11 protein-coding genes are annotated in these 12,523 nt (G+C 73.6%); 1 reads left to right on the plus strand and 10 read right to left on the minus strand.

What is annotated here, in order from left to right; translation table 11 throughout:
* Window positions 1–101: 101 nt before the first annotated feature.
* Window positions 102–1,694, plus strand: coding sequence for a hypothetical protein (locus tag MILUP08_RS17450; RefSeq protein ID WP_007460007.1), 1,593 nt, complete (start codon window positions 102–104; stop codon window positions 1,692–1,694).
* Between the two features lie 107 nt (window positions 1,695–1,801).
* On the opposite strand, the gene MILUP08_RS17455 is transcribed toward MILUP08_RS17450, so the two are convergent.
* From MILUP08_RS17455 to MILUP08_RS17495, 10 genes are all read right to left on the minus strand, one after another.
* Window positions 1,802–2,605 (minus strand): class I SAM-dependent methyltransferase, encoded by an 804-nt coding sequence (locus MILUP08_RS17455; RefSeq protein ID WP_007460009.1) that lies wholly within the window; start codon window positions 2,603–2,605, stop codon window positions 1,802–1,804.
* A 33-nt stretch (window positions 2,606–2,638) separates the two neighbouring features.
* Window positions 2,639–3,409 (minus strand): ABC transporter ATP-binding protein, encoded by a 771-nt coding sequence (locus tag MILUP08_RS17460; protein ID WP_007460011.1) that lies wholly within the window; start codon window positions 3,407–3,409, stop codon window positions 2,639–2,641.
* Window positions 3,409–4,152, minus strand: coding sequence for an ABC transporter ATP-binding protein (locus tag MILUP08_RS17465; protein ID WP_007460013.1), 744 nt, complete (start codon window positions 4,150–4,152; stop codon window positions 3,409–3,411). The genes MILUP08_RS17460 and MILUP08_RS17465 overlap by 1 nt, the downstream gene beginning before the upstream one ends.
* Window positions 4,149–5,162 (minus strand): branched-chain amino acid ABC transporter permease, encoded by a 1,014-nt coding sequence (locus tag MILUP08_RS34675; protein WP_007460016.1) that lies wholly within the window; start codon window positions 5,160–5,162, stop codon window positions 4,149–4,151. The genes MILUP08_RS17465 and MILUP08_RS34675 overlap by 4 nt, the downstream gene beginning before the upstream one ends.
* Window positions 5,159–6,055 carry a branched-chain amino acid ABC transporter permease gene (locus MILUP08_RS34680; RefSeq protein WP_007460017.1) on the minus strand — a complete coding sequence of 299 codons (897 nt, stop codon included), beginning with the start codon at window positions 6,053–6,055 and terminating at the stop codon, window positions 5,159–5,161. Before MILUP08_RS34680 ends, MILUP08_RS34675 begins: the two co-directional genes overlap by 4 nt.
* Window positions 6,052–7,245, minus strand: coding sequence for an ABC transporter substrate-binding protein (locus MILUP08_RS17475; protein ID WP_007460019.1), 1,194 nt, complete (start codon window positions 7,243–7,245; stop codon window positions 6,052–6,054). Before MILUP08_RS17475 ends, MILUP08_RS34680 begins: the two co-directional genes overlap by 4 nt.
* 36 nt (window positions 7,246–7,281) lie before the next feature.
* Entirely contained in the window at window positions 7,282–7,686 is a 405-nt protein-coding gene (locus MILUP08_RS17480; RefSeq protein WP_007460021.1) for a roadblock/LC7 domain-containing protein, read from the minus strand.
* Window positions 7,687–7,702: 16 nt separating this feature from the next.
* Window positions 7,703–10,075 carry a sensor histidine kinase gene (locus tag MILUP08_RS17485; RefSeq protein WP_007460023.1) on the minus strand — a complete coding sequence of 791 codons (2,373 nt, stop codon included), beginning with the start codon at window positions 10,073–10,075 and terminating at the stop codon, window positions 7,703–7,705.
* Window positions 10,076–10,329: 254 nt separating this feature from the next.
* Window positions 10,330–10,809 carry a helix-turn-helix transcriptional regulator gene (locus MILUP08_RS17490; protein WP_007460025.1) on the minus strand — a complete coding sequence of 160 codons (480 nt, stop codon included), beginning with the start codon at window positions 10,807–10,809 and terminating at the stop codon, window positions 10,330–10,332.
* 253 nt (window positions 10,810–11,062) lie between these two features.
* Entirely contained in the window at window positions 11,063–12,355 is a 1,293-nt protein-coding gene (locus MILUP08_RS17495; RefSeq protein WP_007460028.1) for a cytochrome P450, read from the minus strand.
* Window positions 12,356–12,523 lie beyond the last annotated feature (168 nt).

Raw genomic sequence — 12,523 nt, forward strand, 5'->3', positions numbered from 1 at the left:
GCGACATATGTGCAACTCTGGCTACGCTCTGCATTCGCGTACCCCGCCAGGCGCCGGCACATCGCGCGACGCTGGTCAGCCGTCGTCCCTCGGAGGAACCCGTGCCGCATCCATCTTTCGCACGGCGCTGGCTGGCCGGGATCGCCGTGGTCGGCCTGCTCGCCACCGCGTCCGCCGCCGCCGCCCAACCCGTCGCGGCCGTCGGCGCTCCCGCCCAACCCGTGGCGGCCCTCGGCCTCTACGCCAACAGCGCGATCGTCGCCCCCGGCGGCCCGCAGAAGTGGGTGGCGCTCCACTCGCTTGCCCCGCAGTCCCTCGGCACCTACACGGTGCGGGTGGACCGCAGCGCGGTCACCGCGTTCGCCGACGTCCGCGAGGGTGAGGGTCGCAGCACCTGCACGACCCAGGGCCCCGTCCTCACCTGCACCGTGGACGGCGCCAACGAGCCGGACCAGGACCTGCTCACGCTGGGCGTGACCGCGCGCGCCGACGCCGAGGTGGGCCGAAGCGGCGAGCTGGCGTTGACTGTCACCGCCCCGGGGGTGGGCACCGCGACCTACCGCTCGACCGTCAGCATCGGCGAGGGGGTGGACCTCGCCACCGCGTCCGACCTGGAGCTCAACGGCACCCTCGGGTCCACCGTCGGCGTGCCGCTCTCGGTGACGAACCGGGGCGCGACGACGGCGCGCGGCCTCGTGCTGTACCTGTACGGCTTCAACGGAATGACCCCGGGCAAACGCTACAAGAACTGCGAGTACACCGACCTCGACCTGGACAACAGCGCCTTCGCCTGCACGTTCGACAACTCGCTCGCACCCGGCGAGACGCTCGGCGTCGACCCCACGTTCGCCGGCACGGTCGGCGCCGACACGTGGGCGCCCAACCTGTACTACAACTTCGCCTACTGGTTCACGCCTGCCGACTGGGCGGAGTTCCAGTCGCAGTACCGGCCGGCGGCGCCGCTGGGCCCCAAGGGCTCCGACCCGGCGCTGACGCTGGTGCCGGCCGACGACACGTCTGCCCGCGCGCTCGGGCAGACCGACACCCGCTTCGTGAACAACGACACCACGATCACGCTCACCGTGGCCGGCGACCAGCGCGCCGACGTCGCCGCCGTCGGCGCCACCGTCACGGGTGCCGTCGGCACCACCGCCGCGATGACCGTCGGCTTCGCCAACAACGGCCCGGCCCGTGCCGGGGACCCCGGCCAGCAGGGGCTCGTGGTCGTGACCAGTGTGACCCTGCCCGCCGGCGTCACCGCGGTCAGCGTGTCGACGTCCTGTGTCGACCCGACCGACGAGCAGTGGCGTCCGGGCAAGCCCGGCGCGCGGCTCTACGAGTGCTCCGCCTCCGGTGGCGTCGCCCGGGGCGAGCGGATGGGCTTCGAGTTCGGGCTACGGATCGACCGGGCCGGCAGCCAGACCGGCGGCGTGGCGCTGCGGACCCGCTCCGGGCCGGGCCCGATCGCGGACCTGAAGCCCGCCAACGACACCGCCAAGATCCTGATCAACCCGCGCGGCAACGGCAACGGCGGCGACGGGGGCAACGGCGACGGCGGGGGTGGGGGAGACGGCGGTTCGCTGCCGATCACCGGTGCCTCCACCGGCCTGATCGCCGGCCTCGGCGCTCTCCTGGTCGTCCTCGGGATGGGCGGCTACCTGCTGGCCCGCCGCCGTACCCGCTTCGACGCCTGAGGATGGCGCGGCCGGCGCCCTGCTCGGCACCGGCCGTGCCACCCTTCCTTCCTAGGACGCTCTAGGGGGTGTGCGGCCCGTCACGCACGGCGGGCCGCACCGGTGGCCTAGCTGGCCCGGCGGCCCCGCGTCGACACGAAGTGGTACGACATGACGGCGAACGAGGGGTCGCGCACCAGCCGGCGGAAGGCGGTGAGCTGCTGGGGCGACAGCCCCGCCGCCAGCAGGTCCGGCTCCAGCTGACGGGAGTTCGTCTCGTAGAGCGACGTTCCGGTCGACCCGCCGGCCCAGCTCTGCGAGTGGGTGCAGGTGTCCACGTCGGTGAGGCCGGCGAGGACCATCTCGGTGTGCACGTCCTGCGCCCATCCCAGGTCGGCGCCGTGGTCCTGGAGCACACCCATCATGGTGTCCATCACCTGCGCGAACAGCTTCGCCGCGTCGTCGCTCGGCGCGTGCAGCACCCGCACCGGCGTCGTGCAGTCGAACTCCTCCACGAGCAGCCAACCGCCGGGCGTCAGCGCGCCGGCGAGGGTACGCAGGACCCGTCGGCGCTCGGGCAGGTGCAGCAGCACCAGACGGGCGTGGACCAGGTCGAACGCGTCCCCGGGCGGCAGGTCGGTGCGGACGTCGTGCCGGCGTACGGTCAGGTTGCCGTCCGCCCGCAGGTGCGTGGGGTCGATGTCGGTGGCCAGCACGCCGCCGTCCGGGCCGACCGCGCGGGCGATCCGCCGGGCCATCGAGCCGCCACCGGCCCCGACCTCCCAGCAGTGTGACCCGAGGCGCAGCACCGAGCGGGCCAGGCGACGCATCGTGATCGGGTCCAGGAAGGACTCCAGCGCCCGCATCTGCGGGACCGCGTCCGGTGCGCCGTTGTCGAAGGTGTACGCGCCATCGCTTGGGGGAGTCGCCATCGTCTTCTGCCTCTCCGTGAGGAATCGGGTGACCTACGGGGTGTCGGCCCAGAGCCGAGGGGTCGATCGGTTGGCCGGGGACGGCGGCGGGGCGGCGATGCTCACGATCGCCTCCAGGGAGCCCGGGTCGCTGCGCGCCTCGGCTGTCGGCCGGTCGTAGACGACCCGGCCGTACTCCAGCACCGCCACCCGGTCGGCGATCTCGATCGCGTGGCGGAGCTGCTGTTCGACGAGCAGCACTGTCAACCCGCTGGCGGCCAGGTGACCGATGAGGTCGCGGACCCGCGCGGCCAGGTCGGGGGAGAGCCCCTCACAGGGCTCGTCGAGCAGCAGCACCCGTGGTTGACCGAGCAGGGCGCGGGCGATGGCCAGCATCTGCTGCTCGCCGCCGGAGAGTTCACAGCCGCGGTGCCGCAGCCGTGCCGCGAGCCGGGGCAGCAGTTCGAGGATCCGGGGCACCGTCCAGCCCTCGCCGCCGGGTGTCGCGGCCCGCCACGGCGACGCCGCCAGCACGAGGTGCTCGGCCACCGTCAACCGGGAGAAGACCCGCCGGCCCTGCGGGACGAGGCCGACGCCGGACTGGGCGACCCGGTGGGGTTGCCGCCCGGCCACGTGGACGCCGCCGATCTCGATGCGTCCGCTGGAGGCGCGTACCAGGCCGGCGATGGTGTGCACGAGGGTGCTCTTGCCGGCCCCGTTGCGGCCCACCACCGCCTGGATGCTGCCCGGGTGCACCCGGAGGTCCACCTCGTGCAGCACGATCCCTCCGGCGTAGCCGGCGCAGAGCCGCTCCACGTACAGCATCAGGACACCCCGTCGGCGTAGGCCCGCCGCACCAGCGGCGAGGTACGGATCTCGTCCGGTGTGCCGGCGGCCACTGTCCGACCGTCGCGCAGCACGGTGACGGTGTCGCAGAGGGCGTACACCAGGTCCAGGTGGTGCTCGACCAGCAGCACGGCGACCTGCCGGGGCAGCGCCGCCAGCAGCTCGGCCAGCCGGCCGACCTCGGTGGCCGACAGCCCGGCCGCCGGTTCGTCGAGCAGCAGCAGGCGGGGACGGCCGGCGAGGGCCATCGCGATCTCCAACTGGCGGCGCTGTCCGTGGGCGAGGTGACCGGCGGGCACCGTCGCGAGATCGGACAGGCCCAGTTGGTCGAGCAGTTCGGCGGCGGTCCGGCGGGCCGCGCCCCGGGTCCCACCGGGTGACCACCTGCGGCGTCGGATGGTCCGGGGCAGGGCGGCGACCTCGATGTTCTCGATCGCGGTGAGGGTCGCGAAGACCGCCGGCCGCTGGTGGGTCCGGTTGATGCCGCGCCGCGCCCGTGCCGCCGGGCCGAGCCGGCTGACGTCGCGTCCGACGAAGCGCACCGTGCCGCGCTGTGGCCGTGTCGTCGCGCCGAGCACGCTGAGCAGTGTCGTCTTGCCGGCCCCGTTGGGCCCGATCAGGGCGTGTCGCTGACCGTCGTGCACGCACAGGTCCACGTCGGTGAGCGCGGCGAGGGAGCCGTACCGCACGCTGATCTTCTCGGCGCTCAGCAGGCAGTTCATACGCGCAGCTCCGGCGTCGCGTCGCGGTCGCGGGTGGGCGCGACGTCCGGTGGGCGCGGCGCGGGGACCGGACGCGGGCGGCGGGCCCGGGTGACGCCGGTGGGCAGCAGGTAGACCGTCGCCACGAACAGTGCGCCCAGCACCAGCGGCGCGTGTCCGGGCAGCACCCCGAACAACCAGTCGCGGACGGCGATGACGAGCGCCGCCCCGACCAGCGCGCCGCCGACCGACGCGGTGCCGCCGATGACGACGCCGAGCAGGAGCAGCGCGGAGGTGTCGAAGCCGAAGTCGGCGGGGGAGATGTACTGCTGGGCGACGACGAGCAGGGAGCCGGCGGCGCCGGCGATCGCCCCGGCGGCGACGTGCGCGCCGGACAGGTACAGCGGCACGCGGTGTCCGCTGGCCCGCAGCCGCATCTCGTCGTCGCGGCCGGCGCGCAGCAGCACGCCTGCCCGGGTCCGTAGCAGCAGCAGGACCGCGCCGACGAGTGTCGCCACGACGACGAGCGTGTAGAGATAGCGGGCCTGGTCGGTGGCCAGGACCGGCAGTCCCCAGAAGGGACGGACTCCGGCGATGCCGGCCAGGCCGTCCGTGCCGCCGGTCACCGACCGCCAGCGCCCGAGGACGGTCACGACGAGTTCACCGATCGCCAGGGTGATCATCAGGACGATGACGCCCCGGGCCGGGACGACCAACGGCAGGGTCACGGCGGCGAGCGTCGCCCCGGCCAGCGCCGCCACGGCGACCTGCACGACGCCGACGTCGGAGACCTGGCTGCCGAGCACCGCGCTGGCGTACGCGCCTGCGGCGTACGGGGCGGTCTGGCCCAGGGTGGGCATGCCGGCGACGCCGGTGAGCAGCGCCACGCTCACCCCGACCAGGCCCAGCGCCAGCGTCCGGGCGAGGATCGCCGCGGTGTAGTCGTCCACCACCCACGGCGCCACGAGCAGGCCGGCCAGGACGAGCGTCGCCACGGCGGCGCGTACGCGACGGAGCACCTCGTCCCTCACGTCGCCGCCCACCGCAGGGCCAGGCCCCGTGCCCGCACGGCGAGCACGGCGGCCATGGCGGCGAACAGCAGGAACGGGGCGGCGGACGGCAGCAGCGCCACGCCCAGGGTCTGGATCTCGCCGATCGCCAGCGCCGCGAGCAGGGTGCCCACCATGGACCCGAGGCCGCCGAGGACGACGACCACAAGCGACAGAAGCAGCACCGTGTCGGCGGTGTCCGCGCCGGGGCCGATGATGGGCGCGCCGAGGACCCCCGCCGCGCCGGCCAGCGCGCCACCGGCGGCGAGCACACCCACCCTGATGCGCGTCGGGCTCACGCCCAGGCAGGCGACCATCTCCGGGTCGTCCACGGCGGCGCGGACCAGCATCCCGGCCCGGGTCCGCCGCACCGTCAGGTAGAGCCCGGCGGCGAGCGCCGTGGCCACCACGATGAACACCAGCCGGTACGCGGCGTAGCGGTGCCCGGCGACCTGTACCGACCCGTCGAGGGCGGCGGGCACCAGGACCTGCGGATCGTCGGGGCCGAAGCCGGCGACGAGCAGGCTGCCGCCGGCCAGCGCCACCCCGAAGGTCAGCAGCGCCTGGGTGAGGTGGTTGCCGGTGGCGACGGGTGTGAGCAGGCCGGCGAGCAGCACACCCGCCGCCGCGGCGGCCAGCACGCCGACCCCCAGCGCGAGGGCCAGGCTCGCCCAGCTGCCGTCGAGTACCGCCGCGGCGGTGTAGCCGCCGATCGCGTAGAGCATGCCGTGCGCCAGGTTGAGGATGTTGGCGACGCCGAAACAGAAGACCAGGCCCGCCGCCGCCACGAAGACGAGCAGCCCGTAGGCGACACCGTCCAGCGCCGGGATGACGTACGGGTCGATCCGGTTCGGGCCGGCCGCCACCGCGATCACCGGCCGATGGTCGCGAGGTCACCCACGACGGTGTTGGACAGCGCCCGGCCGTCCTGGCGGACCTGACGCAGGTACCACTTCTGCACCGGCGAGTGGGTGACGGTGGAGAACTGCCACGCGCCGCGCGGGCTGGCGATCTGACCGAGCTTGCCGATCTGCGCGTTGATCGCCTCCGGCGTCGGGTCGTCCCCGGCGGCCCCGATGGCCCGGTCGAGCACCGCCGCCGCGTCGTACGACGCCAGGGCGTACGTCGTCGGCGACCCGTCGTGCTTGGCCTTCCACGCCGCGACGAAGCCACGGTTCTCGGCGTTGTCGAGGTCGGGGGAGTAGTTGAGCACCGAGAAGATGTCCCGGGCCGCCTCGCCCTGCGCGTTGAGCACGCCGCCCTCGGTGAGGAACCCCGCCGCGTACAGCGGAATGTCCTTGATCTCGGACTGCGCGTACTGCTTGACGAAGTCGACTGCGGCGCTGCCGGCGTAGAAGGTGTAGACGGCCTGCGCGCCGGACGCCTTGATCCGGGCGAAGTACGGCGTGAAGTTGGTGGTGGCCGGGAACGGGGTGAAGGTGGTCTTGCCGTCGGGGTTGGCGAGCGTCCCACCGGCCTTGGCGAACGCCTCGGTGAAGCCGCGCAGCTCGTCCCAGCCGCCCTGGTAGTCGGGGCCGATTGCGTACACCGAGCCCTTGACGTTGTCGCGGACGTGCTGGGCGATCGCGGCGCCCGGCTCGTCGGAGAGGTACGAGGTGTGCCAGACCCGGGAGACGTCCTTGATCTCCGGCCGGCCGTTGGAGCCGACGAGCGGGACCTTGGTCTCCTGCAGCAGGGGGTAGACGCCGGCGACCGAGCCGCCGCCGACGATGCCGGTGAGGGCGGCCACCCGGTCCTGCTTGAGCAGCTTGGTCGCCGCCGGCACGGCGGTCGCGGCGCCGTTGCCCTCGTCGGCGACGACCAGATCGACCTGCCGGCCGCCGAGCTTGCCGTCGTGCGTGTCCAGGTACAGCTCGAAGCCGTCGCGGATCTCCTTGCCGACGGACTGGTACGTCCCGGACAGCGAGGCGAGCAGACCGATCTTGATGGATCCGCCGCCGGTCGTGCCGGGCTCGTCGGCGGCGCAGGCTGTGCTCGCGGTCAGCACGAGTGCGAGCAGCCCGGCGGCGAGGGCACGGCTGCGCGCGGGGGTGGTGAGGGACATGTCGTCTCCAGGGGAAGGGGAGGGGTGTCGGTGGGGTCAGCGGCTGCGCGCGAGCGCCGCACGGGCCGCGGGGGTCAGCGCGTCGCCGATCCGGTTGGCCAGTTCCGTCATCTCGTAGGAGACCTTGCCCACGTCGCACTCGGGCGCGGCGAGCACCAGCAGCGACGCCCCGTCGTTGAAGGCCATGGAGAACATGAATCCGCCTTCGAGCTGGGTGACGTTGGAGATCACCGCCCCGGCGTCGAAGAACGCCGCCGCGCCCCGCAGCAGGCTGACCAGGCCGCTGCCGGTCGCGGCGAGCTGGTCGGCCCGGTCCGGTGGCAGGTCGCGGGTGGCGGCCACCATCAGGCCGTCGCTGGAGATGGCGATCGCATGGCTGACCTCGGTCGCGCGCTCGGCGAAGCTGTCCAGCAGCCAGCCGAGATCCTGGTGGTCGGTCACGTGCTCTCCCTGTCGGTCATGAGTTGCCGAGGTTGATCGGGGTACGCCGGCGGGCCGCCACCCCGCGCGCGTACGCGGCCATCGCGGTGGCGACCTGGGCCGGGTCCCGGTATTCGGAGCGTTGCTGTTGCTGGGGAACGGTGACGCCACCGGGCACCAGGTGCCGCTGCGGCTGTCGTTTGGGCAGGCCGGAGTTGGTGGTCGCGGCCACGTCGGGCGTGTGCGCCTGCGCGGCGGTACGCCAGGCGTCGTCGGCGGGGCTGGACCACTGCCGGCCGTCGGAGGCGTCGACGACATCGGCGTGGAACCAGTGGTTGACCTGTTCGAAGATGAGCAGCTCGTCGGTCGGCGCGTCACCGGGGTCCGCGCGGGGCGTCGGGCGGAACACGGGCGCCGCCGGCAGGGTCCTGGCCGCGGAGGCGTGCCCGGCGGTCGGCCCCGGCCGGTACGGCGGTGGTGCAGACGTGCGGGCGGCCCGCCGCGACAGCCGACCGGGTGCCAGCAGGTACTCCTCCGGCGGCAACGACCGGATGATCGCGGCGGGCAGGGTCGCCTCGGCGAGGGTGCCGCGGCGGGGGCCGCGACGCAGTTGGACGCCGGCTCCCAGGCGGGCGGCGAGCTGGCCCACGACGACCAGCCCCATGGCCCGCACGGCGGCGACGTCGATGGCGGGTGGCCGGGCCAGCAACTCGTTGAGCTGCTGCAACCGCTGTGGGGGCAGGCCCACGCCCTCGTCGCTGATCTGGATGATGACCCGGTCGCCGAGGCTGCGGCCGCTCACCCACGTCTCGCTGCCCGGGGGCGAGTACGCGGTGGCGTTGTCCATGAGTTCGGCGAGCAGGTGCACGACCTCGTCGACGGACTTGGCGGCCACGGCGACGTCGCCGTCGACCATGCCGAGGCGGATCCGCGCGTAGTGCTCGATCTGGGACAGGGCCGCCTGGAGCACCTGTTGCAGTGGCACGTCGTGTTGGCGTACCCGGCCCACGCCGACGCCGCCGAGCACGAGCAGGCTGGCGTTGATGCGGCCCATCCGGGTCGCCAGGTTGTCCAGGGTGTAGAGCTGGTGCAGGCGGTCGGGGTCGGTCTCGTCCCGTTCGACCCGGTCGACCTGGGCGAGGACGGCGTCGACCAGCCGCTGTTCGCGCCGGCTGAGGTGGATGAAGATGTCGGCGGTGTTGGCGCGCATGACGGCCTGTTCGGCGGCGGTCCGCACGGCGGCCTGGTGCACGGCGCTGAACGCCTGACCCAGCTCGCCGATCTCGTCGTCGCTTGAGGGTTCGAGGGCGGCGGTGGACTGTTGACGGGCCAGCTCGTCGGGGTCGACGCTGGCGCTGTCGGGGCGTTGCAGCCGGGCCACCACGGCGGGGAGCTGTTCGAACGCGACGGCGTTTGCGGCGTCGCGCAGGCGTCGCAGCCGGCGGGTGATCTGCCGGGCGACGGCCCAGGTCACCAGCGCGGTCAGCAGCAGCGCCAGCAGCACGCCGACCGCCTCGGCCACGGCCCTGCGGCGCTGGTCGGCGTGGGCGGCCCGCACGTCGTCGAGCACCGCGACGTCGACGCGCCCCCGCAGGTCGGCGAGGCGGGCGGCGCGCTGCTGTGTCGTGGACACCCAGTCGGCGGTCTCCAGGCGCAGTGGCGTGCCCGGCTGGGCGCGGGACACCTCGTCCTGCATCCGTTGCAGGGCGAGCGCCTCCTTGCCGCTGCCGGCCTGCTCCCACCAGATGCTCCACTCGGCCGGGGCGAGGGCCAGGAACGACAGGCTGGACTCGGTGTAGCTGGTGCGGGCCGCGGTGATGTCCTGCTGGGTGGCGGGGGTCAACTCGCCGGCCGCGACCGCGCGGAGCACGGCGACCTGCTGTTGGCCGATCGCCTCGGCGGTCTTCGACAGCGCCGCCGAGGCCCGGATCCCGTCGGCGAGCCGGGCGTTGACGACGCCGTGCGAGACGTTCTCCCGGAGGGTGATCAGGTCGGCGATCGCGATGCGGTAGCTGAAGGTCATCGCGGACACCGAGGCGTGCTCGGCCGTGCGGACCTGGGTGCGCAGCGGGGACAGGCCGTCCAGTGCCGCGTCGACGCGGCGCAGGAGCCCCGTGTCGGCGTCGGTGGGCACCCGGTCGCGCTGTCGGCGGTACCGCTCGACGGCGGCGTCGGTGGCGGCCAGCTCCACCCCGAAGGCGTCCTGCTGCTGTCCGTCGGGGTGGGTGAGCAGGTCGGCGGCGGCGGCCCGTTCGCGTTGCAGCCGGTACGCCAGGTCACCGGCCTCGGCGCCGAGGCGTGCCACGACCTCCAGGTCGCTGGCTCGGGTCGTCTGGCGCGCGCTCTCGGTCAGCGCGAGGCCGGCGAACCCGATGACGGCCACCAGGGGCGCCGCCACGATGAGCCGCATCCGCCCCGCGATCTTCCAGGCGCGTCGACCCCTCGGGTAGGGTCGGGCCGCGTGGGACCTCGTGCTCGACGCCAAGATTGACTCCCACGACTCGTCGATGACGGTCTATACGCACCTTGCCGAATGCAAGTCCCATTCCGCCGGAACGCAGGCTCGGAGGCCAGACCTGGCGGTGGTACAAACTGGCCGTACCAGCATCTGTACCCAGAGTCAGCGGGCGGTGGCGCGCGACGATCGGTCGCGGGGGCCCGCGCTCAGCGCTGATCGTCGAGGTGCTCGGGCGCGCGGCGCGGCCCGGAGTCGTCCGCCTCGGGTTGGCTGCTGAGCACCTGGCCGATCAGCTCGCGCAGCTCGTCGATGGCGTCCACCACGGCGCCCGGGTCGCGCGCGTCGCGCCGGCCCCGCTGGCGCGGCACGGGCGGATCGAGCCGCGCCTGCTCCGCCGATCGTGGGCCCCGCCGGCCGTCGGCCGCCAACTGCTCGGCCGCGACCTGCGGCCACAGGGAGGCCAGCAGGCCGCCGGTGTCGAGCACGTCGTCGCAGCGCACCGCGAACTCGTGGCTGCCGAAGCGGCGGCCCGACTCCACCGCGGCGACCGTCTCCCGGCTGAACCGCACCAGGTCCGCCAGGGCCCGCTGGGTCAGTCCCCGTCGGATCCGGCAGCTGCGCAGCTCCCAGCGGAACTGTTGGCTGGCCGCGGAGTGAGCGGCGCTCGGCGGGGGCGTGTGCTCCATGCGCTCACCTTCGTGGCACCCGCGAATCAGCAGCAGGCGTCAGATCGAGATTGGCCGATGGGCTGAACATTCATAGGGGGCAATTCTTAACCCTGGACACGATGGGTGTGAAGACGTGCGCCGAGATGGATCGCCGCGTAAAGCGCACGAGGCCACGCGCCCGACGCGCCCGAAGGCGTCGGGGTGCGTCGCGCGGAGCCCACCCGGGCCGCGTCGGTTGGCCCGCAGGTCAGCGCCACCGGCGTCCTCGTCGTCAGGCGGCCCGCGCCTCGGTGGCGGCGGCCGGGGCTGCCGTCGGGCCGTCGGCGGGCGCGTGAATATCGATTGTCGCGACGAGTGTGTGGTGTGCGCGAAACGAAACATTGGGCTTGAACGAACGGCTGTGCTCGGGTGCCAGTCGGAGGCCGGGAATGGCCTCGGCGAGTCGGGTGAGAGCCACACCGGCCTCCAGTCGCGCCAATGCGGCCCCGATGCAGAAATGCGGCCCGTGGCCGAACGACAGGTGGTCGGCGGCGTCGGGGCGGCGCGGGTCGAACCGGTCCGGGTGGGCGAACACCGCGGGGTCCCGGTTCGCCGCTCCGATCATCAGCAGGCAGCGCGCCCCCGCCGGAATGGTGGCCCCGCCCACTGTGACGTCGCGGCGCGTCACCCGCAGCCAACCGTCGATGGCGGGCGCGAACCGGAGGGTCTCGGTCACGAAGTCGGGCACGGATCGTGGGTCGGCGACGAGCGCGCGCCACCGCTGCGGGCGGGACAGGGCCTCGTCGAGCGCGTGGGCGAGCAGGCCGGCGGTCGTCTCGTGCCCGGCGACCAGGAGGTTGAAGGCGAGGCTCGCCACCTCGGTCACCGTCAGCACCGTGTCGTCGTCGTCGCGGTAGGTCAGCGCCCGGCTGATGAAGTCGACGCCGTCGCGGCCACTGTCGAGCCGCCGCCGCACCAGGTCCTGGCAGTACCGCCAGAACTCCAGCAGACCCCGGGCCAGGCGTACCTGCTCGTCCGGGTCGGGCTGCCCCCAGATCAGGGCGACCTGACCGTCCGCCCACCGCCGGATCTGGTCGACGTCGGCGTCGGGCACCCCCAGGATGTCCAGGATGACCAGCAGCGGAAGCTCGGTGGTGAACTCACCGACGAGATCCGCCCGCCGGCCCGCGCGGTCGACGAGTCGGGACACCAGCTCGTCGACGCGGCGACGGACGATCGCGCCGTACTCGGCCTCGGCCCGGTCCGCGGTGTTGGCGAAGGTGGCCCGCAGGGCGCGGCGGGTACGCGGGTGCGTCGGCGGGTCGGCGGCGGCCGTCGTGGGTGGCGCGTCGATCTGCACGATGACGCTCATCGCCTCCGGGCAGACCTCGTAGATCGGGGCGAGGGTGAGGGCGTTGCCGAACGTCGCGGTGTCGGCGAGGGCGTGCCGGACGTCCACGTGCCGGCTGATCAGCCACAGGCCCAGATCCTCGGCGTAGGGCACCCGGTCGGGGTCGTCGAGAATGCGTCGCCAGGCGCTGGCGGGGTCGGTGAGATAGACCCCGGAAAACGGATTCAACTGCATCGAACGCCTCCTGACGCGCCGTGCGAAACCAGCGGCGCTCGCATTCCGTACGTCGCCGAAGGCGGGCCGACAATGGTGCGCATCTGCCGCGCGTCCTTCACGGTGCGCCGGCCCGATGCGCAAGTCAAGATAGGCCGATATCTATTTGCCGGCCGTGCCAGTTGTCGG

It is taken from the genome of Micromonospora lupini str. Lupac 08 (assembly GCF_000297395.2).
Lineage (GTDB): Bacteria > Actinomycetota > Actinomycetes > Mycobacteriales > Micromonosporaceae > Micromonospora > Micromonospora lupini.